Source organism: Rouxiella sp. Mn2063 (assembly GCF_049319665.1).
Classification (GTDB): Bacteria; Pseudomonadota; Gammaproteobacteria; order Enterobacterales; family Enterobacteriaceae; genus JBMOUD01.
The window spans coordinates 138,365-160,114 of sequence record NZ_JBMOUD010000004.1 but is presented as its reverse complement, the minus strand read 5'-3'; the positions used below and the strand labels follow the sequence as shown (position 1 = coordinate 160,114).

Annotated in this window: 15 protein-coding genes; all 15 read left to right on the top strand. The window is 48.8% G+C overall.

From position 1 onward, the window contains the following. The first annotated feature begins 92 nt into the window (after nucleotides 1–92). The 15 genes from hglS (at nucleotide 93) to ACL9RG_RS08140 (ending at nucleotide 21,499) form a co-directional block, all read left to right on the top strand. The gene (gene hglS, locus ACL9RG_RS08210) at nucleotides 93–1,439 is read left to right on the top strand and encodes a 2-oxoadipate dioxygenase/decarboxylase HglS (RefSeq protein ID WP_422792107.1); all 1,347 of its coding nucleotides are present in this window, start codon (nucleotides 93–95) and stop codon (nucleotides 1,437–1,439) included. 186 nt (nucleotides 1,440–1,625) lie between these two features. Further along, nucleotides 1,626–3,041, top strand: coding sequence for a VWA domain-containing protein (locus ACL9RG_RS08205; RefSeq protein WP_422792106.1), 1,416 nt, complete (start codon nucleotides 1,626–1,628; stop codon nucleotides 3,039–3,041). 395 nt (nucleotides 3,042–3,436) lie between these two features. Then, nucleotides 3,437–4,870, top strand: a complete 1,434-nt coding sequence (locus tag ACL9RG_RS08200; RefSeq protein ID WP_422792105.1) for an SrfA family protein — start codon at nucleotides 3,437–3,439, stop codon at nucleotides 4,868–4,870. Nucleotides 4,871–4,874: 4 nt separating this feature from the next. Further along, nucleotides 4,875–7,868 (top strand): virulence factor SrfB, encoded by a 2,994-nt coding sequence (locus ACL9RG_RS08195; RefSeq protein ID WP_422792349.1) that lies wholly within the window; start codon nucleotides 4,875–4,877, stop codon nucleotides 7,866–7,868. Further along, nucleotides 7,865–10,594 carry a putative virulence factor gene (locus ACL9RG_RS08190; protein WP_422792104.1) on the top strand — a complete coding sequence of 910 codons (2,730 nt, stop codon included), beginning with the start codon at nucleotides 7,865–7,867 and terminating at the stop codon, nucleotides 10,592–10,594. Before ACL9RG_RS08195 ends, ACL9RG_RS08190 begins: the two co-directional genes overlap by 4 nt. Before the next feature lie 6 nt (nucleotides 10,595–10,600). Next, nucleotides 10,601–11,584: a hypothetical protein gene (locus ACL9RG_RS08185; RefSeq protein WP_422792103.1), complete on the top strand. Its 984-nt coding sequence runs from the start codon at nucleotides 10,601–10,603 to the stop codon at nucleotides 11,582–11,584. Nucleotides 11,585–11,593: 9 nt separating this feature from the next. Beyond that, nucleotides 11,594–13,603, top strand: a complete 2,010-nt coding sequence (locus tag ACL9RG_RS08180; RefSeq protein ID WP_422792348.1) for a vWA domain-containing protein — start codon at nucleotides 11,594–11,596, stop codon at nucleotides 13,601–13,603. Next, a complete protein-coding gene (locus ACL9RG_RS08175) occupies nucleotides 13,604–14,299 on the top strand; it encodes an ABC transporter ATP-binding protein (protein ID WP_422792102.1) in 696 nt (231 codons plus the stop codon). Beyond that, complete coding sequence (locus ACL9RG_RS08170; RefSeq protein ID WP_422792101.1) at nucleotides 14,283–15,527, top strand: ABC transporter permease; 1,245 nt, start codon at nucleotides 14,283–14,285, stop codon at nucleotides 15,525–15,527. Before ACL9RG_RS08175 ends, ACL9RG_RS08170 begins: the two co-directional genes overlap by 17 nt. Continuing rightward, nucleotides 15,517–17,067: a formylglycine-generating enzyme family protein gene (locus ACL9RG_RS08165; protein WP_422792100.1), complete on the top strand. Its 1,551-nt coding sequence runs from the start codon at nucleotides 15,517–15,519 to the stop codon at nucleotides 17,065–17,067. Before ACL9RG_RS08170 ends, ACL9RG_RS08165 begins: the two co-directional genes overlap by 11 nt. 51 nt (nucleotides 17,068–17,118) lie before the next feature. Continuing rightward, the gene (locus ACL9RG_RS08160; RefSeq protein WP_422792099.1) at nucleotides 17,119–17,820 is read left to right on the top strand and encodes a hypothetical protein; all 702 of its coding nucleotides are present in this window, start codon (nucleotides 17,119–17,121) and stop codon (nucleotides 17,818–17,820) included. 11 nt (nucleotides 17,821–17,831) lie between these two features. Then, on the top strand, nucleotides 17,832–18,311 hold the full coding sequence (locus tag ACL9RG_RS08155) for a hypothetical protein (RefSeq protein ID WP_422792098.1): 480 nt from the start codon (nucleotides 17,832–17,834) through the stop codon (nucleotides 18,309–18,311). Nucleotides 18,312–18,907: 596 nt separating this feature from the next. Further along, the gene (locus ACL9RG_RS08150) at nucleotides 18,908–19,768 is read left to right on the top strand and encodes a hypothetical protein (RefSeq protein WP_422792097.1); all 861 of its coding nucleotides are present in this window, start codon (nucleotides 18,908–18,910) and stop codon (nucleotides 19,766–19,768) included. Then, nucleotides 19,765–20,454 (top strand): hypothetical protein, encoded by a 690-nt coding sequence (locus tag ACL9RG_RS08145; RefSeq protein WP_422792096.1) that lies wholly within the window; start codon nucleotides 19,765–19,767, stop codon nucleotides 20,452–20,454. The genes ACL9RG_RS08150 and ACL9RG_RS08145 overlap by 4 nt, the downstream gene beginning before the upstream one ends. Next, complete coding sequence (locus ACL9RG_RS08140; RefSeq protein ID WP_422792095.1) at nucleotides 20,441–21,499, top strand: thiamine-phosphate kinase; 1,059 nt, start codon at nucleotides 20,441–20,443, stop codon at nucleotides 21,497–21,499. Before ACL9RG_RS08145 ends, ACL9RG_RS08140 begins: the two co-directional genes overlap by 14 nt. The last annotated feature ends 251 nt before the right edge of the window (nucleotides 21,500–21,750 follow it).

The following is a 21,750-nucleotide window of genomic DNA, read 5'->3' as shown; positions in this document are numbered from 1 at the left end:
TTTGATGATTTTCTCTAAGAGTTCTCAGGAATTGTTTGATAGTCAGGCTAGACTTTACATCACTCTTTTGAGTTGTTACTTGGGGAAATAACATGAGTAGTGGATGGGTAAATGTAGATAGCATCCGTGACCGTTTTTCAAAAGCAATGTCGGCAATGTATCAAGCTGAAGTACCGCAATATGGAACCCTGCTTAAGATTGTTCGCGAAGTGAATAATGAAGTGCTATCGCAAGATAGCGGCACTTTTATTAAGCAGGAACATGAACAGCAAGTTAACCGTTTAAGTGTGGAACGTCACGGTGCAATCCGTCTTGGCACGGCGGCTGAGCTGGCAACGATGCGCGAGCTATTTGGTGTGATGGGCATGCACCCTGTTGGTTATTACGACTTGTCGGCGGCGGGCGTGCCGGTGCATGCGACAGCATTTCGCCCGGTCACTGAGACGGCACTACAAATCAATCCATTCCGTGTATTTACCTCGCTTCTGCGTTTAGAACTCATTGATAACGAAGCACTTCGCCAGCAGGTTAACGTTATCCTTGCTGCGCGCGATATCTTCACACCACGCGTTCGTGAGTTAATCGTGATCAATGAGAGGCAAGGCGGTTTAAATGATCAACAAGCGGATGAATTCGTCAGAGAAGCGCTGGAAACCTTCCGGTGGCATCATCAGGCGTTGGTCAGCCTGGAAACCTATAATGCGTTGTTGCAACAGCATCGTTTAATTGCCGATGTGGTTTGCTTCTGGGGGCCGCACATTAATCACCTCACGCCGCGTACGCTAGATATTGATGAAGTGCAAAAACGCATGCCGTTTAACGGTATTACGCCCAAAGAGACCATCGAAGGCCCGCCGCGCCGCCAGAACCCGATTTTGTTACGCCAAACCAGTTTTAAAGCGCTGAACGAAGCGATTCATTTCACTGACCATGCTGCCGGTACGCACACCGCGCGCTTTGGCGAGATAGAACAGCGTGGTTTGGCGTTAACGCGTAAAGGCCGGGCTCTGTATGACCGATTGCTTATTGAGGCATCGACGACGGAAAAAGCCGCTAACCTCAATCACCAGCAACATTTAGCGCAAATATTTGCCGCTTTCCCCGATGATCTCCATACATTGCGTCAGCAGAAGCTGGGCTATTTCCGCTATCGTCGTTCTGCACAAGACTCTTCGATTCAGATCACGCGCGATAATCTGGAGCAAAGTATTGCCAATGGATTAGTGACCGTTGAGCCGATCGTTTACGAAGATTTTTTACCCGTCAGCGCCGCGGGCATTTTCCAGTCCAATCTGGGTGGTGATACCAGCAGCGTCAACAGTGGCAATCCAAATCAGCAAGATTTTGAGAAGGCGCTAGGCCGTGCTGTCATTGATGAATTTGGTTTGTATGAGGAATTAGAAGCGCTATCGCTGGCGAAACTTGGTATTACGCATTAATTCTAAAAGCTGTTAAATAACTCTGCCTAATTAGGGATATTTTATAAAAATATTCCTAATATATTTTATCGCTCTGCCGATAATGACAAAAATCTATTATTATTTTTTATGGCTGGTATTTTAACAGCCTGCTTCTATCCTAGAATTCTAGTTTTTAAAATAATCCTCTAAGCGTATATCAACAATATGAATCGTATAGCCCGTCAGACCATCGAGTTATCAAATGCGACCAATGCATTAGCGGGCTACAGTCGCTTAATGAGCTTATTACGTCAGCATTTGCCTGCGCGTATTGCGACCCTTTACGCTCAACCTCGTTCTGATGGTGCCGAGGTTATCGAGTGGCTAACGGAGACCGATGGACAGGCATTGCCGTTCAGTACGTTGCCAGTGGGTGAGGCACAAAACCTGCGCCATATCATGCAGGAAAAATTAGCAGCGGTACGACAATTGGCTGAACAGTTAGCTCCTCAGTTGGGTGAGGATCATGCTGATGTTCAACTGCTTCGGCAGGCTTCTCATGTACCAGACGATAGCGTTATTTATGTGCAGAATGGTCAGCCTGTTATCACCTGTTGGGGCAAACCAGCTCCTGAACTACCTGTAGCTGTGCCATTAGCGGCTAGCGTTGGGGCTACGGTCGCGACTAGACGCTTGCGCTGGTGGTGGTTATTACTGCTGCTGTTATTGTTGGCTTTGCTCGCTTGGTGGTTTTGGCCGCGTACCCCTGATGCTGTGCCGATTGCAGAAGTTGAGCCGGTAAAATTACAGGTTATAGAGTCTGCACCCGTTGGTGAACTCCCGCCTTTAGGCCCATCAACGTTTGTTGAGCCGCCTGTTGCTCCCGCTTCTCCTATCGATAAATGCATTGCGGCAGAAGAAGCTGCTGGTCGCGGCAGTGAAGCGGCAAGCCACTGTAAGAGACTGGCGCTTGATAACGTGAAATCTCTCTGCCCGGAAGACCGCACGGCTGAGCTCGCGCCACAGGTGGTGGTGATACTAGATGCGTCAGGATCGATGATACTAAGTATGGATGCAACGCGAGAAGAGTTGAGTCGGATCGACGGCGATATGTTGCCCGCTAATCTTATTCGTGAGCCACGGCGTATTTCAGTCGCTCGCAAGGCAACGTCGAGCATTATTAATCAGCTGCCTTCTGATATGACGGTAGGATTAGTCAGTGCTGAAAACTGTGGTGTAGTTAAATCCAGTGGATTTTTCTCCGCCAGCCAGCGACCAAAATTAATTCGGACTATTAATCATATTGAACCAGACGGTAAAACCCCATTAGCAGAAGCCTTACGTAAAGCGGGTAAAATGGTTGATGGTGTAAATCGTGATGCCATTATTCTCTTGGTTTCTGATGGTGATGAAACCTGTGGTGGTGATCCTTGTAAAGTTGCTGCTGAATTAAAACGTTTAAAACCACGTTTAGTTGTTAATGTTGTGGATATTTTAGGTGCTGGCGCGGGTAATTGCGTCGCTCAATCTACGGGGGGGAAAGTCTTTACGGCAAATAAATCTGATGAAATTAACGACGTTATGAAAAAAGCGATGGCATCTTATATTCCTCAGAATTGCTCTGTTGGGAATGGTAAGTGATAACTAATGGTTATTATTTATCATCAAATTAAATAAGTTACATTTTTAGTCGGTTAGCTCTCTGATTTTTTCATGAGATTGATTTTATTGAATTTTAATTTGCGATGTTCTTGTGGTGAATTTGTGTAATACATATCTAGACATTTTATTATGTTTGTTGTTACAATTAAAAATAAGACTATTCCTAGTTTGTTTTTTATTAAAAAATCCGTTTTCAGAGAGAATCTTTTTTCCTAAAAGAGTCTCGCTTTAGCTATTTCCTTAAATTAAGTTTTCTGCAAAATATTAGCCAGCGTATGCATTATCAGCTTGTTTGTTCAATGCAGTTGATAATTAAGTTACGTCTGCCGTTAAATCAATTGCCGAAAAATATATTGCAGAAGGATCTCTTTTAAGTGGCAACCCCATTATTGCGCAGTGGCAAGCTTGAAGATTTTTTGGCGTTAGGAGAAAACGGGCAACCCGTCTATACCTCTGCGCTACAGCTTCGAGAGACGTTACGTCTTAGGCAACAACAAAATATCGCCGATTGTATGGCCGTTCCACAGTCCAATGAAGGTGGAGATAGGGTCGATTGGTATTCGCCAATTGATGGCAGTACAGTCATTCCCTGGTCAGCAGCCAGTGAACAGGAGAGGACATCGGCGCTCAGCCAATTAGAAGCCTGTCACGCGGCGCTGATTGATGTCAGCCAACGTATGCAAGGATCGGAGAAAGTCGAACACCAGTTGTTCGGTACATTATTGGCGAAATCCATTCAATTCCCTGATAATAGCCATGTTTATTTGGTTGATGGCAAGCCTGTTCTGACATTTTGGGGCTTCGTGAATGCCGATAAAGCCTCCCGCTCGGATCCGCTGGATTGTTTACGTTCTCCCATTAGCGAAAAACCTCTTCCTGTTAATCATGCCATTCCTGCTGCCACTGCTGCTGTGGCTGCTGCGCCTATTGCACCGACAACCCGCTATCACTGGTGGCACTGGCGTCGTTTTGGGTGGTTATTGCCGCTGTTGTTGTTATTGCTACTGGCACTTTTTTTACTGCGTGGTTGTACCACCAGCGTTGGTGTACCGGCGATGCCTTCTGCTTTGCCTGCGGCCACATCGTCAGATAAAACACGCCATGTTGTACCGCAGGAGGGCATGACACTCAATGGCGCAGTGACGTTGCCAAAGGGCCGGGTTGACGGAGAGGCTGTTGTTCCAGTTGGCAACCTCAATCATGGGGATGCAACATTGGCAGTTCCATCGATCGATGATGCGACAAACCAGGCCGTTGCTGAATCTACAAATGCTGGTGATGGCGTGGTATCACCTGATGCTGCAGTTTCTGCCGACAATACGACAGCACACAACATGCCGACAGTGGACGATCCTTCTATTCCTGCCCCCTCAATTAATGATCCATCTCCCGGCAATTCATCAATAAAGGATCCATTAGCCAACGCGAAAGCTCCGTTGAGTATTCCTGCTGATGCGTTGGCGAGTGGTTCGACTGGTTTTCTTAACGGTAACTGGAAAGCGGGGGCTGGGATTCAAGATCAACGTACCGGTAAACCACTAAGTCTGAATTATCAGATCAAAAATGGCCAAGGGCAGGTGTCGATGAAGCGTGGTGATGGCGTGACCTGTAGCGCGGGTGTCAGCGCGCTGGTGAATTCGGGGCAGCTGGCGATCAATAACATTGGCCAGGCGCAGTGTAGCGATGGTTCCAGTTACAAAATGCCGGAAATAGTTTGCCAGCCTGGGGCGCAAAGCGCTGCACATTGCAAAGGCCGCTATGACGCCAAGACGGTATTTCCGATGACGATGAAGCGAGAGAGTGAATAACAATATGCTGGCTAATATTATTGATTATAAAGAAAAAATTACTCTTATCCGTGATAGCGGCATCCAGTTTTTAGATTTTGCGCTCAAGCCGGTACTACGTAAAGAGCTGCCGGGTGAGTTTATTCGGCAAAGCGCTAATGGCCCGCTGATCCGCTTGTTGTATAACGAGCGTGACGATAACTATATTTTGCCTGCCGCCGCAGGTACGCCGCCAAAAGTGTGCAAACCTGAATTCAGCATTCCGCTGGATCAATCCTTAAAGCTGCTCGATGGCGTTTGGCTGCCGCTGCCGTTCTTTCGTTTTAATCCCCCTCGTACCTTCAGTGATGGCCCGGCAAACTGGGCTCGGGTACAGATTATTGCCTTGGATACCCCCGATCAGGATGGCAATACCTATCGGGTCAGTATGGCGTTTGATACCAAAGTCTATCCGGTACGCAACAATACCCAATATCTCGCCCCTAATGAGGATGATATTAAATCGGGCGTGGGCTTCGCATTAGCACACCGCAGCAATGAGTTGGGGGATTTCCTCGATTTACACTGGATTGATGAGTGGCTAAAAGAGGTCTTTACCGAGCAAGCCTTTTCTCGCCTGCGTATGCATAGCGATGATATTGAGACTGCACTGCGCGAGTTTGAATATCAGGCGCATTATCTTAATGTGTTGGATATTTTGGGCCGGTTGTTGCAGGTACCAGAAATCAAAATCAATGCCATCAAATTGCAGGATCCGGCGATCAAAGTGGACTTGATTTTGGATGTCGGTAATTCACGAACCTGCGGCATTTTGGTTGAAGATCACCAAAGCGAGAATAAAGGTTTACAGCAGCTTTATGAGCTGCAATTGCGCGATCTGAGCGAGCCACATTATATCTATAATGAGCCGTTTGAAAGCCGTATTGAATTTGCTCAGGCTGAATTTGGTAAACAGAATTTCTCGGTAAAAAGTGGCCGTAGCGATGCTTTCTTGTGGCCGACGATTACGCGCGTTGGCCTGGAAGCCACTCGTATGGCGGCACAACGTCTGGGCACCGAAGGTTCTACCGGCCTGTCTAGCCCGAAACGCTATCTGTGGGACGAAGACAGCTATACGCCGGGGTGGCGTTTTAGCCGTGCATTTGTGAAATCTGACCGCGAACCGCTGGCGACCGCTGCGCCTTTGATGTATTTGCTTAATGATCTGGGTCAACCGCTGTGTGGGTTAGAGCCCGATGAACGTATGACTGTTTTCTCGCCAAACTATAGCCGTAGTTCCTTGATGACCTTTATGCTTTCTGAGGTCTTGGCACAGGCGTTAATGCAGATAAATAGTGCGGCGCAGCGCTTAAAAATGAGCCATGCCAAAGCGCCGCGTCAATTACGAAATCTAATCCTGACCGTCCCTCCAGCGATGCCCAAGCCTGAGCGAGAAATCTTCCGCCAGCGTATGCACGACGCCATTGCCTTGGTGTGGAAGGCCATGGGATGGCATCAAGGTGATGGCCCAATCGATACTGAAGAAGAAAAAAATAGCTGCCTGATCCCACCGCCGGAAGTGCATGTAGAGTGGGATGAAGCGACCTGTGGGCAACTGGTCTATTTGTATAATGAAGCGCAGGAGAATTTCGGCGGACGTACCGAAGAGTTCTTTGCCAGCATGGCGCGCCCGGATAAAGTGCTGGCGGCCGGTGAACAGCCAGGTAAAACGCTAAAAATTGCCTCGATAGATATCGGTGGCGGCACCACGGATCTGGTGATTACGCAGTATATTCTGGACGACGGGAAGGGCAGTAACGTCAGGATCCATCCTCGTCAGTTATTCCGCGAAGGCTTTAAAGTCGCGGGCGACGATATCCTGCTCGATATCATCCAGCTGTATATTTTACCAGCAGTGTCTGAGGCGTTAAAAGTGGCGGGGGTGAAAAACCCGACGGCGCTGATGTCGCGATTGTTTGGTAGCGAAGCGCGTGAGGCACAGCAGCAGGTTCTGCGTCAGCAGGCGACATTACAGATATTCAGCCCTATTGGTTTGGCGGTACTTAAGCGTTACGAAGATTATGACCCGCTAGATACCACCGCAGAAATCAATAGCACCTTCGGCGAGTTGTTGGCGCAAGTGCCTACCGACAACGTGTTGGGCTATATCAGCACCGAAGTACGTCGTGAACTGAACGAAGCGCAAAACGCCTTTGATATTTTGCAGACGCCACTCAACATTGGTTTGAGCAAACTGCATGCTGATTTTTTAACTAACCGTATCAATATTGTGCAAAGCATTCGTTCGCTGTGTGAAGTGCTTTATCACTACTCCTGTGATGTGCTGCTGCTGACCGGACGACCTTCCCGTCTGCCGGGGATTCAGGCGCTGTTCAAACATCTGCAACCCTTACCGCCGGGACGTATTTTGCCGCTGCACGGTTATCACACCGGCGGCTGGTACCCGTTTAACAAACTCGGCTGTATTGATGACCCGAAATCCACCGCTGCCGTGGGGGCTATGCTATGCCTGATGGCCAAGAACCTGCGTCTGGCGAATTTCTATTTCCAGGCCACGGATTTCAGACCTTATTCCACGCTACGTCATCTCGGCATGCTCGATGTCAATAATGCGGTCACCGATAACAATCTCTATTACCAGGATATTGACCTGGATAAAGAGGATTTTGAATTAGATCCCGAAGGTGGCTTCCAGATGCGCGGCACGTTGCGTTTGGGCTTCCGTCAGTTAGCAAGTGAGCGTTGGCCAGCGTCTGCGCTTTATACCTTGTCGATTACCGATGCCAAACTGGCGCAACGTGTTGCCAGCAATGAAACCTTATTCGTGCGTTTAGCGGTCGCCAAGAAAACCAAAGATAGCAAAGGCTCTCCTGAGCGTTTCCAGATAGCTGAAGTGATGATGGAAGGCGGCGGCAGTGTTTCGCCGCGTAGCCTGCGACTGAAACTCAATACCTTGGTGGAAAATGGCCTGGGCGAAACTCATTACTGGCTCGACAGTGGGAGCGTAATTAACAAATGAAATCATTAACTCCCGAACAACTTTCTGCTCAGTGGCAAGCGGTATCTCAAGGTGCTGGTCAGGCAATTGACTGGATTGACAGTACGCGTAAAAACGCTCCACGGTTGAATACCGAAGCGGACAATTTGATCGTTAAACTGCGTCGTAGCCGCAATAAAGCACGCAGCCTGTCTCAGGCGGCGCTAAAGCCAATGACCGTCGGTTTCTTTGGCCTGTCCCAAGCCGGGAAATCCTACCTGATTTCGGCCTTAGCTGCCGGAGAAAACGGCAAGCTGGAAACTTCGCTTGGCGGACAACAGCTCGACTTCCTGACTCACATCAACCCGCCGGGCGGCGGTAAAGAAGCCACCGGCTTGGTAACACGATTTAGTCGTCAGGCAGCGGCAGGCAATCAGGCTTATCCGGTCGAACTGCTGTTATTTAGCGAAGTCGAAATTGGCAAAATTCTCGCCAATGCTTTCTTACACGATTTCAATCCAGAAAAATTCGCTTATGAGCTGGATGAAAAGCGTATCACCGAGCACCTGAAAGCACTCTCTGCTCGCCGCCAACCAACGTTAGTCGCAGGGTTAAGCGGTGATGATGTGGTCTCGCTTTGGGATTACCTAACGCGTCATGCGGAAAATAGCCAAAAGCGTCTGGTACCACATTTCTGGCCAGCAGCGATAGAACTGGCTCCATACCTGAGTATCGACGATCGTGCGAGTTTATTCTCAGTACTATGGGGAGAGATTGGCGAGCTGACGGATGCTTACCGCCGATTCGGCCACAGCCTGCAACGTTTATCCGGCGCTCACAAAGTGCTGGCCCCGCTCAGTGCTTTGGTCAAACAGCAAGATGGCGTATTGATACAAGCCGACAGCATTATGAACGTCGATATGTTGGAGCGGCTGAATAAACCCACGGACCAGCGTATTCAGGTGTGTCCGGTGGTCGAAAACCAGATCGGGGCGCCGGTTGAATTATCGCTAGCAGAGCTGACCGCGTTGACGGTTGAGCTGGTGGTGCCGCTGCTGTCTTCTACGCGTGAAGTTCTGTTCGAACAGGTGGATTTGCTCGACTTCCCTGGTTATCGCGGACGTCTGGGCGTGGAGTCGATGGCGGATGTACGTCGTGCGGTAAATAGCGACGATGCTAACCCGCTGGCTCAACTGATTTTGCGTGGCAAAGTCGCCTATCTGTTTGAGCGCTACACCGACCAGCAGGAAATGAATGTATTGGTGGTCTGTACTGCCTCCAGCAAGCAATCCGATGTGAAAGAAGTCGGCGGCGTATTGGATGAGTGGATCAAACACACGCAAGGTGAAAACGCGCACATTCGTGGTCGACGCAAGCCGGGTTTGATTTGGGCGCTGACCATGTTTGACCAGCGTATTACCAACTCTCTGGGCCACGACGAGGCGTTGTTGCGCCAGTCGTGGGGCAAGGGCGGGATGATCAAGATGGCGATGTTAGAACGCTTTGGTCAATACGAATGGTTGCAAGAATGGCAGCCGGGACAGCCATTTAATAACACGTTCTTGGTGCGTAAACCGCGTTTTCCGGTCTCCTTTATTCGTATGCAAAATCAGTGCGAAGTCGCGCTGCAAGACGACAGCGTCGAGCAGCTTCACCTGATGCGCCGCACCTTTATTGACGATGTCAGTGTGCAGAGCCACGTTGCTAATCCAGCCGAGGCATGGGATGCCATGTTGACATTGGACAACGGCGGAATGGCTCGTATGGCCGAGTATCTGAGTACAGTCGCGCTTCCACAGATGAAGCTCGAGCGTATTGCCGAGCAGTTGCATGAAGTGCAACGGGAGCTGGTCGATAACCGCCTTGGTGCCTGGTATCAGCAAGGTGGCTCTGAGGAGTTTGTTAAAAAACAGCGTATTGCCGAAGAGATCCTCAAAGCATTGCAAACCCGTACCGGCGTGCACGGCGAACTGCTAGACAGATTGCTGCCAACGCGCGATGAGCTGCGCAGTTTGTATCTGCAAGAGCACGATGAACCAATCAAAAACGTCAGTGAAGAACCGGAGAGCCACAGCGAACCTGCGGTGAGTAATGCCTTTGGCGTCGGCAGCGATTTCGATTTGTTTAGCGATGCGCCTGCGCCTTCTATCGTTGCCGATGCACCACGTAATACGCCTGCCGCAGTGAGCCAAGGCTATGAAACGGAATATGCCAGTAATGTGCTGCACTATTGGATCAACCATCTGCGCAATATGCCGGAAAACGACCCGCTGGTGGCGATGATTGGTATCAGTAAGCCGGTCTTTGAAGCCTTGGCAGATGAATTGATTACTGCCTGTCAGCGCCTTGGCGTGGAACAAGAGTTGCTCAATACCCTGGCAGGAACCGAGCAGGTGATTGCCCGTCGTGACGAGATGGTGGAACGACAGGTGTCGCGCGTGCTGACGGTATTAAGCGATTTCGTCTCGTGGTTCGGTTTCCTGAGATTACCTGAATCTCAACGACCAGAAAGTCGTATTAATCGAGGCAGCAAAATTTTTGCTCTGCCAAATGCGCAATTGGTGCAGTGGGATGAGCCTTATCGCCTACAAAAACTGACTGAACAGCCGACTAATTACACTGCTTTTTATATTTATGACTGGTTAATAGGCTTGCAAGACGTAATTAAAGACAACGCCGGACATTCTGCCGGGCGTGAAATCAGCGCCGAACAGAACGATCGCCTGGGCGCCATTCTCAAATTGATTAAACCTTCGCAGTCGGAGTAACTCGTTGTGTTAAAGCTAGAACTTAGGGCAGAGACCTTGGCCAGACCAGGCTATGCCCAATTGATAATCCGTAACTGGAATGGTGAAACCTCTGGCACCACGCTGTCTATACAGCGTAATCAGGACCAACGTTTTTTAGCGCAGGATGGTCAGTGGAGCGGCAGTGAAATTCAGCACCGACTGGCTGATTTTCAGCTCAATGGGGAAACGTTTTGGACGCGCCTTGGCCCGGAGATGGTCGATCCTTTGTTGGCCGATCGTCAGATGGCCTATCGCTTAACCTTGTCTGATGGTAGCACTACCGATCGCGGTGGTTTGGTGATTGCCAGTGATGTCATGAGCTCAATGGCAAGCGGCAGTACGGAAAGCCCGAACCGAGTGGTCGCTGCACCTGAGCCAGTACCAGAGCCGGTGAATATCCCAGAACCGTTGCCAGAACCTGACGTTGTTGTTCAACCAGAGGGTAAACCTGAGCCAGCGGTGGTACCTCCAGTGGTACCTGCGAAAAAGGCCTCTCTTTTGTGGTTATGGCTGCTGATCGCGATATTGCTTATTGCTGCGGCTATCGCTTGGTTCCGGTTTAAACCTTCTGCCCCCGTTGCGTCTGCGCCAGCAGCCGAGGTACCAACTGCGGCACCAGCACCAGTTGGTGGCTGTTCAATTGAAGCGATGACTTCATCAAGCGAGCTAGAGTTCGTGAAAAGCTGTCTGAAAACGCAGCCGAATGACACGCAAGTTCAAGAGATCATCAAACAGGCCAAAGAACAAAAACGTTGTGATGTCGCGCAGCGCCTTTATGCCTATAAAGCGCAGTCCGGCGATATCAAGCTCGCCCTAAGTTATGCCCATGAATACGATCCTGAAACGGTAACTAGCGGAGGATGTTTCACTGCCGACGCAGAAACCGCCGTTTACTGGTATCAAACGGTGATCGCCAAAGATCCGAACAATGCCGACGCGCAAGCACGGCTCGGCGCGTTGAAAAAATAGGGACAGATGATGAAGTTTATCCATTGGGTAAGTGGTGCGCTCTGCGGTCTGGTGTTAGCCAATGGCGCACAGGCAGATCAATCCCCCGCGGCACAGGCAGAAAAACCGCTGTTGCAGGCTGGAAAACAGACGCTCTTCCAACGAGTACTCACTACGCCCGGCTGTGAATTAGCTGATACGGCGGGTGCCAAGGGCAAAGCTCAGCCGGCATTCAGTCGTTTTTATGTTTATAAGCGTGAGAAGGTTGGTGCTGATGAGTGGCTACAAGTTGGTCCAGACAGTTTTGGTAAGCTTTCTGGCTGGATGAATGCCAACTGTACCGTGGATTGGAAGATGCAGCTAACGCTGGCGTTCACCAACCCGGTCGGACGCGATCCGATGATGTTCTTCCGCGATAAAGACGCAGTAGAAAAGATCCTCAATAACCCGCATCCGGAGACACTGGTTAAACCCTTGCAGGAACAGTTGAAAGCCAACCAGCCAAACCCGGAAATATTGGCGCGTGAGCCAGATAACATGGTGGATCAGTTGAAAAACTTCTATCTGTTACCGGTGCTGGATTCTGATGATGTCTTTACCGATAGCGGATTCCAGGTTCGGGTATTGAACGTGGCATCGGTGACTGAGCAGAACAAAGCCAAGCCACAAGCATCAGGAGCAGCCACGGCACCTGCTGACGGTTCTGATGGTAAAACCGATGAACAAAATATGATGAAAGGCTTCTCAGCGTCGGTGGTGTTTGTCATCGATTCTACGCTGTCGATGGGGCCGTATATCGACCGAACTAAAGAAGCCATCGCCAAGGTTTATCAGCGTATTGAAAAAGAGCAGTTGCTCGGCCAGGTGAAATTTGGCTTGGTGGCTTATCGCTCTAACGTCAAGGCGGTGCCGGGGCTGGAGTACGACAGCAAAATGTTTGTCGACCCTAATACGGTGAAAGATGGTAAGGATTTCCTGGCAAAAGTCAGTCAACTGAAAGAGGCGACCGTTTCCAGCAGCCGCGTAGACGAAGATGCCTACGCCGGAGTTATGACCGCCCTGGATAAAGTCGATTGGACGAAGTTTGGTGCCCGTTATGTGGTGCTGATTACCGATGCCGGTGCGCTTTCTGGTAGCGATGCGTTGTCATCAACGCATTTTGATGCTGCACAGGTGCGTCAAGAGGCGGCTTATCGCGGTGTAGCGCTGTATGCCCTGCATCTGAAAACCCCTTCTGGGGCTAAAAACCATGCCTCGGCGCAGCAGCAGTATGAGGATTTGACGCTCAATCCGTTCCTGCATAAGCCGCTTTATTACCCGATTAAGTCTGGTGATATCAAAAGCTTTGGGACGATGGTTGATAGTTTGGCGAGCGCGATAACCGGCCAGATAAAAACCGCTTACAGCGGCGAGGCGACCGTCGGCAGTGCGTTAGGGGCCGATGAAAAATACGCCGGTAAAGAAGAAAAGCCGATGATGGAAGACGCGGCCTTACTCGGTCATGCGATGCGTCTGGCGTATTTGGGCGACAAGCAGGGCACCAAAGCCCCGCCAGTGTTCAAAGCCTGGATCAGTGATCGTGACTTGGTGAAGCAGAATCTGCCGACGACGGAAGTTAAAGTACTGCTGACCAAAAGTGAGCTGAGTGATTTGAGTGAAGTGGTGAAGAAAATCGCCAATGCGGCCAATGAAGGCATGATTTCGCCAGATGATATGTTTGCCAGCTTGCGTTCTATCGCGGCCACGATGGGAACCGATCCTAATCAAGTGAAGCAAAAGAACGCCACTAAACTCGGTGAGCTTGGCCTGTTGGGTGAATATATTGACGGCCTGCCTTACTTAAGTGAAGTGCTGGGGCTGGACGAAGATACTTGGAAAAGTTGGGACGGCTTGGAGCAGGAGAAATTCATCCGCCGCCTGAATACTAAGTTGCAGTATTACCAACGTTATAACCAGGATGTTGACCGTTGGATCTCGCTCGCACCGGGCAGTGATCCACGCGATAACGTGTATCCGGTTCCGCTGGAAAACTTACCTTAAGTGTTAACCATTAAAAATATGGCTGTCCAGCGTGGCACTGGACAGCAGGGATATGCGGTGTGTCTGCCGGAATTAATGCTGCAACCAGGAGAGGTCGCGGCACTCACCGGGCCAAGCGGCTGTGGCAAAAGCACGCTGCTGGAAATGATCGGGCTGATCCTTAGGCCCGATAGCCTCGATGGTTACTTGCTAGGATCTCAGCAGACCGATGTTGCCGCGCCTCTATTGGCCGGTCAGGAAGACGTATTGTCGAACCTGCGCGCCAGTGAACTGGGATTTGTGCTGCAAAACGGTGGCCTGTTGCCTTACTTAAATGTTGAGCAAAATCTGCAACTGCCGCGCCGCTTGCTTGGCATGCCGCTGTCTTCGACGTGGGTCGATAAAGCGGTGCGCACGCTACAACTGCAGCCTTTATTAAAAAAAATGCCTCGCCAATTGTCGATTGGTGAGCGCCAGCGTGTGGCTTTTGTCCGCGCTATCGCCCACCAGCCGCCGCTACTGCTGGCCGATGAACCTACCGCTGCGCTTGATCCACATAACGCACGGGAGCTGTTTTCTCTGATGTTGGAGATGGTATCCGAGCTCAATATTAGTGCGCTGGTGGTCAGTCACGACTGGCAGTTAGTGGATGCGTTTTCTCTTCGACGTTTACATGGACAGCCGCAGGCAGGGAGAGGCAGTGTCTTTACATCCTGAAAGGAACCGTGCGGGGCGTTGGCAGCGGGGATCGTTGCTGCTGAGTCTGGCGGTACATGACCTGATCCATGACCGTAAGGTCGCACTCTGTATTGTGTTTTCGCTGGTGGCGGTGATCGCGCCGTTATTACTGCTGTTCGGGTTAAAAAGCGGCATTGTCGGCCAGTTGCGCGCTGAGTTACTTAATGATCCGCGCAATTTGGAAGTGCGGATGATAGGGAACGGCGAGTATTCACAGTCCTGGTTAGATCAACTGGCTGCCCGCCCAGAAGTGGGCTTCTCCATTGCGTTGACACGTGCCTTGAACACGCAGGCCGATCTGGTGCATAGCAGCCAGGCATTTGTTTCCAACGCCGAAATTTTACCGACAGCGGAAGGTGACCCGTTATTGGCTGGCGTACCGGTTCCGCAAGATGCGCAGCATCTGGTATTAAGCGCCAGCGCGGCCAAGAAACTCGAGGCCAAGGTGGGCGATCGCATCCAGTTTTTTGTGGCGCGTAAGCTCGATGGTGAAAATGAGCGTGGTCGGCTGACGATGACGGTCAGCGCGATTGTTGACGAGGCGCGTTTTTCTCGCCCTGCGGCCTTCGTGACCTTGGCTCTGCTGACCGACATGGAAGACTTTCGCGACGGTATCAAGGTACCCGCTTTTGGTATTGATAGCGGCCGGACTGGCGTGGCACGAACCCATTTTGCCAAAGCGCGGATCTACGCACGCGATATTGATGCCGTTGCACCGTTGGCCGACTGGCTGAACCAACAGCACGTTGAAACGGTGACTCGACAAGCCGAGATCGAATCTGTCCGTTCGATCACTTATGTGCTGGGGGTGATCTTTGCGGTGATCGCCTGGGTGTCGTTATTAGGCTGCATTGCGTCGCTGATTGGCGCGTTCCTCGCCAATATTGACCGAAAACGCAAAGACATGGCGGTGTTACGTCTGCTCGGTTTTCGTGGCAATGCCGTCGCATCGTACATCGTGCTGCAAGCTTTGCTGCTGACCACCATCGCCTTCCTTTGCGGCTTCCTGCTCTATTTATGTGGCAGCTCGCTCTTCAATCATTTACTGGGACAACACCTGCCCGGCAATACCTTTGTCTGCCATCTTGAGCCTGTCCATGTGCTGCTTGCCTTCGCCAGTGCCATGTTGGTGGCGGTACTGGTCGCCGGTATTGGCGCAGTGAGAGCTGTCCAGATCCAACCTGCGGAGAGTCTTCGTGATATCTAAACCTCAGCTATTTTCTTTGGCAATGGGTGCGGCATTTGCCTGTACCTCATTGTCCAGTTATGCCGTGTGGGATGAAAAGTTTTACAACCCGCAACCTCTGCCGGATGACGTGATTCTGCCGATGCCTTGTGATGGCGCGATGGTGTTTCGCAAAGTCGAGATCCCGCTCAGTAAGCCGCTGGACGATTACAGCATCACGCTGGGGCAGGATGGCGATGAATGGGGCTATATCGAACAGTCCCGTCCCGAGCATATTGCCGGCAGCTTTGCCGAAGGCAAAGGCGGAAAAAGCCGTTATTACCTGATGGCTAAATATGAACTGACCGAACTGCAATATCAGGCAGTGATTGGCGGTCAATGTCCGACACCTGGTAATAAACTGCGCTTGCCGCAGGTCAATATTGGTTGGGTGGATGCAATGAACTTTGCCGATAAGTACAACCTGTGGCTACGCAAAGAGAAAGCCGACGCGCTGCCAAGCGAAGACGGCGCTAAAGGCTTCCTGCGTCTGCCGACCGAAGCCGAATGGGAGTTTGCCGCACGCGGGGGCCTGGCCGTCTCTCCCGCCGAATTCCGCGATCAGCGCTTCCCGATGCCGGAAGGCATCACCAGTTATGCTTGGTTTGCCGGGGCGCAATCGGCCAATGGCAAGCTGCAATTAGCCGGACTGCTCAAGCCAAACCCATTGGGGCTGTTTGACATGCTGGGCAACGCCTCGGAAATGACCTTTGAACCCTTCCGCCTCAATAAACTGGACCGTCAGCACGGCCAGGCGGGCGGTTATGTGGTGCGTGGCGGGAATTTCCTGACACCACAGGGCGAATTGCGCAGCGCTTTGCGCGCCGAAGAGCCGTATTACACCAATGCGGGGGCTAACGAGAATAAAACCATCGGTATGCGTTTGGCGATGGTCAGCCCGACCTTAACCTCGCGCGATCGTATCAAAGAGATTGAACAAGAGTGGAAAGGTCTGGGCACACAAAACGCCAAAGGAAAAGCACAAGGTGGGGATAACACCTTGACCAGCCTGAATAACCTCTCTTCGCAGGTACAGGATGAGGGCCTGAAGAAGCAGTTGGAGAAACTGCGGGCAGAGATGCGGGCCAATAGCCAACTGCGCGACGAACAACGCGATCAGGCGATTCGTTCCTCCCTGCAACTTGGTGCTTTCTTGTGTACCAAGCTGAAAGATGACGGCATGTTCTACGACCGCTTGGCGGGATTGTATGAAAAAAGCTGTAAAGCGGGCAGTGAACTGGATGCTAATTGTGGTCGCCGTCAGGAGCAGCTCAATGAACATCAAAAAGCGCTCGATTTCATCGTCAGTTATTACGCCGACACGGTGGTCGATAACGGCACGACTTATAACCTTGAACAGGTGAAACCACAGGTTAGCGTAGTGATTCAACAAATGGCCGCCCGAGAAAAAACCAATTTGAATAACTATTTGTCGACCTACTGGCAGCATCTGCAAGGCTATTGGAAAGACGGCAAAGTGTCGCGTGCAGGATGGCTGGAAGCTTGTAAGAAAACCGGGTAATTAATTGATAATTATTATTTTTTTAATGGAAATAAAAATGGGGTTGGGGTCATGAAAATTAAATCAGTATTAATGATGTTGTGTTTGAGTGTGGTGTTGGTACTTACCGGCTGTCAGAGCACGGGCTCTCTAAGCGGTGATAAAACCGATCCACGCTTAGAAAATAGCGCGGATTATAATTTCTTCAGTAAATCTGGCTGGACGGCCTGTGCTGGTGGCGCCGCGGTCGGAGCGTTGGCTTGTGCTGTAAGCAACAGCAGCAATAAAGCGGTATGTATGGCGGCAGCGGCTGTCGCTGGATGTGGTGTTGGTATGGGGGCTAATGCTTATCTGGATAATCAGCGCAGCAAGTATGCGAATAAAGAGCAACGTCTGAATGCATCTATTGCCGACGTGCAGGCCGATAACCAGAAGCTACAACGTGCATCTGCTGTCGCTAAAGCAGTGATCGCCGACGATCGCCGGATGTTGACGCAACTGCAACAAGATATCGCCGCTAAGCGAGTCGATCAGGCTACTGCCAGTAAAAAACTGGGCGGCGTCGATGCCAACATAGCTTCACTGCGTAAAAAACTGACTGATTTGAATGCGCGTGAAAAACAGTGGGTTGATGTGTCTGCTGCTGAGCAGCGTGATGGTAATAAAACCGCTCAGTTGGATAGTGATATTGGTCAAATGCGTACGCAAATTGCTTCTCTGCAATCAGATTTAGATAGTCTGTATACCCAGCGAACCGCGCTGAAGGTGAGCTAAGGAAATTGGACATGCAACTAAGATATTTACCGTTATTAGCCAGTATCGTTGTATTGAGTGGTTGTGCTACTAATGCCGCAGATTGTGATCCGACTACAGGTGATGTCAGCATTATTACCAAGTTCAACTGCAACTACTCGGGCACCTATGATAAGCGTGTCGAAAGTAAACAGCAGACGTTGAGTAATGAACAGGCGCTTAATACCGAGTTCAAAGCGGTGTATGCCGCTATTGAGCAGGAAAAAAACCAGGTACATGGTGATGTTGCTAGTAAACAGGCGACATACAACGCGTTGAATAAGTCAATGAGCAATTTGTTGGCGCAACTGAAGAAGAAAAGCGCCGGACAAGCGAAGTATCAAAAGCAGATTGCTGAGCTGGAAACTAGCCTGAAACAGCAGAACACACCGTCGAAATCGGTGATGGAAAAGCAGATGGAATTGGAAGACTTGCGCAGCCAAGTCGCCAGTTTGCAGCAGGCGCTTGAGTAGTATTTTTTAGACGAATACTGATAAATAGCGTGGGATAAATGAGAGATCGCCGTGAATACGGTGATCTCTCAGGCTGCGGATAAAGCCAGTTATCAGCGTGCGCTTAGAGGTATTAGCTCAGATTTGACCTGACACATCTATTGCACAGCGTCAGACCTAATCTGACAGGCAGCTCTGTGCCAGGAGCGGACGTTCAAAGTTACGAACGTGTCAGCCTCGCAGACCTGATTAAACCTTTCTAAAAAGATCGCCGTCTGAATTTCGGTTATGCCGTTTTTTTGTGAATGCTTAATTTCATTGGGAGCGAGCAGAGCGAAGAGGCTACTTAGACATACAAGGGAGGGGCTGGGATTGGTAAAACCTATAAGTTCAAGGCTGCGACGCTGCATCACGGCGACAATAGCCTGTAGTAATATACGAAAATTTTTCTGTCGTCTTCATTCACTGTCGCGCATTAAAAATTGCTTTAGCCATAAGTGAGCGTTACGTTTAAGTGGTTTGAGAGCCATTGGTCATCGAACCTTTAAGTTAAATATGATGTCATGCAATACTGATTCTGCTGTTTCCTAAAAATCAGATTATTAAAGGAGATTGAATTGGAATTTAATATATGGAAGTATAAGTTTAGTGTTTCGCGCCAAAAAGAATCCCGCATACCCCCTGACAAGGTATTGTTTGACCGTTTACATCTTAACGGTTTACTTCGCCCTTATTTTGATAATAGAGCCTCGAATATAGGGATTTTGCTATCGCAGATAAGCATCCTTGTAACTATTGGTTTTACTATGCTCGTATCCGACATCAGCTCTAAATGGGGTATCGATAAGGGCGTGTGGATCTTTTTATCCTTAACTTTTTTTGGGGCACTCTTAGTATGGTTTTCGTATATCATTTACAAAATATTAAGAACCCCAAGTTTTGAAGTTTTTTTGCAAAAGTTGATAGACCAATCACAAACTAAAGAAGATAGACGCTTCGCATTTTTATTATTAGCTGAAGATACTCAATCGTCTTTAAGGATATTAGTTGAATATTCTAAATCGTGGGATTGCTGGCTATTGCCTAACTTCGGAAAGCGCGAGTCTTCGAATATTCAAACGAATGATGAATTGTGCAATGCACTAGCGATAAAATGGGCTGCTGAGGGCAGTGATATTAAACTATCAACATTTAAAAATGATTTAATAAGCAAGAAAATATCAGTAAAAAGTGAGAAGCTTACCACTTATTACTTCGATATTTTTTTTGTGGAAATTTCAGACAATCTTGCAAAAAAAATGAGTGATAGGGAGTTTATTCTTCCTGCAGGTAAGTATGCATGGATGACCATTCATGACTTGCGAAATCATCAGTATACGTTAGAAAGGAACGGCGATGTTATCGATCATCTCGAACAACAATTAGCACACGGCTCACCTGGTGTATCTATGAAACGAGCAGTGGAGCTGAAGCAGTGAAAAGATTAATAGATATTCTCATCAAGAAAAATAATGTAGTACTTAAACAACAAGAACTTGTTGATATGCTGACTAGGTATACTAGCCCAATTGAAATAAAAGAGTATTTGGGTCATTTATTGAGTAAAGGTGAGTTAAACCTTAGCGGATACGAACATCAGCTTGGCTTTTATAAATTCATAATTGCAGATGTCGGTGGAATGTACCCGCGTCGGGTCCGCCTGCATTTTTGGAAACGTGGACAAATAGAGAAAGATATTCATGATCACATCGCGTCTTTTGCCTCTATAATATTACAAGGAACCTTGACTTCTACTAAATTTAGCATCGGTGATTTTGGTAATGAATATTATAGACAGGATTTCGTAGCAGTAGGAGACAGTTGTGAGCCAAGTACAGAAAGCGCACAAACGATAAAATTAATTCCAAAGAGCAAGTCAACTATAAAAGCTGGTGATGTTTATTACTTAAATTTTAATGAGTTACATTGCGCGGTGCCTTTATCAATTTGTACAATTTCCTTAATACTGCAAGATTCTCCAGTAGATCGCAATATCCACGTGTATAGGGCAAGGCAATCTACCAATGAAGTTATAAATTCATCAAGAACTTTATATTTTGATGAAAAAAGAAGAATCTTGGAGGAAATGCGCTTTCAATTAGGTGAAAATAATGTTGATGAATGATATTGGAGAAAAGGAATTTTTGCGCTCCATCCTCCCTGGCTTGATCAAATCAGATAAGTTTCTTAATGGTTTTGGAAATGATGCGAGTGTAGTTGATATCGGCCTTCCCGATATTGCAATTGCTTTCAAAATTGATCGTGCAGCTAAACCCATAGCAGCATATAAAGGCTGGACTAGCTTTCAAATGTGGGGGCGTTTAGCTGTAACAGCCAATATTAGCGATATTCTTGCTGTTGGAGCTACACCAACTGGGTTTATGCTTTCCATCACTGTACCCGGCAGTTGGAGTGCTTCAGACGTTGAAGAGATTATTAAAGGAGCTGAGATAGCTTGTCAGGAAAAAGGCGTAGCGTTCGTTGGTGGTGATACAAAAGAAGGTAGAGAAGCTAATGTAGTGGGGGCAGCGTTCGGAACAATACAGAAAGACATGATTGTCAGTAGAAGGGCCGCAGAAGAAGAAAACACTGTACTCCTCGCTGGCCGTCTGGGAGGGTTTGCATCTTCTTATTTATTACGCACTAAAGCAAGAAATAAGAGTAGCGAAATCCTAGAATCTCTCGCACTACCAACTTGCGTTTGGGATGAAGCTAGATATCTATTTTCTCATGGCGGAGTGACAGCTGCTGTAGATCTAAGTGATGGACTTGCCGAAGGCTTGAATTTACTTAGCAAAAATGGATTGGCCCCCCTCATTAATATTGATTTATTGCCTCTACATCATTTAGCTAGACGGGCTTCAACTGAATTATGCATTGAGAAATCTAATTTTGCTTTTACTGTAGGTGATTGGGGAATTCTTTTTGCAATGTCAAAAAGCACTGCTGAAAGCGCAATAGCATCGATGCCAGCAGGTCTCGACATAACTGAGGTTGGAACCATTGTAAAAGCAGATAAAGCTAGATATTTCTCTGTCAAAACTGGGATGAAATACGAGTTAACTTTAGATTTAACAAATGAGCATTTTCGCCGAACCATGGAGAAAGAAAAAGACTACTTTTCTGAACTTACAAAATTCTCTTTTCTTAAGGGTAAAGCTCAGTTGTAAATTATGGTTTCGATAGGCGATTGGCTTTGTTGAAAAAGTTCTTGACCGGAATCAGGAGTATAACACTACATTTCTAATCCTCTAAGATTCGTTGGATCTCACCGGCTCTGCTTTAGCGCAGTAGGGCTTGACGCCCCGGCAACGCCGGGGAGCCAGAGGGGCCATCGAGATGTCCGCACCTCGCTCAGCCCTCAGTGTCAGGCTGTGTGAAAACTTCTGATCACTTTTTGGTCTAACTAGTGGCTTTATAT

Bases quoted from the DNA above. Each gene is read 5' to 3' on its own strand.
- ACL9RG_RS08190 (WP_422792104.1), top strand. From the start codon at position 7,865: ATGAAATCATTAACTCCCGAACAACTTTCTGCTCAGTGGCAAGCGGTA.
- ACL9RG_RS08160 (WP_422792099.1), top strand. From the start codon at position 17,119: ATGAAAATTAAATCAGTATTAATGATGTTGTGTTTGAGTGTGGTGTTG.
- ACL9RG_RS08155 (WP_422792098.1), top strand. From the start codon at position 17,832: ATGCAACTAAGATATTTACCGTTATTAGCCAGTATCGTTGTATTGAGT.
- ACL9RG_RS08180 (WP_422792348.1), top strand. From the start codon at position 11,594: ATGAAGTTTATCCATTGGGTAAGTGGTGCGCTCTGCGGTCTGGTGTTA.
- ACL9RG_RS08140 (WP_422792095.1), top strand. From the start codon at position 20,441: ATGTTGATGAATGATATTGGAGAAAAGGAATTTTTGCGCTCCATCCTC.
- hglS (WP_422792107.1), top strand. From the start codon at position 93: ATGAGTAGTGGATGGGTAAATGTAGATAGCATCCGTGACCGTTTTTCA.
- ACL9RG_RS08205 (WP_422792106.1), top strand. From the start codon at position 1,626: ATGAATCGTATAGCCCGTCAGACCATCGAGTTATCAAATGCGACCAAT.
- ACL9RG_RS08195 (WP_422792349.1), top strand. From the start codon at position 4,875: ATGCTGGCTAATATTATTGATTATAAAGAAAAAATTACTCTTATCCGT.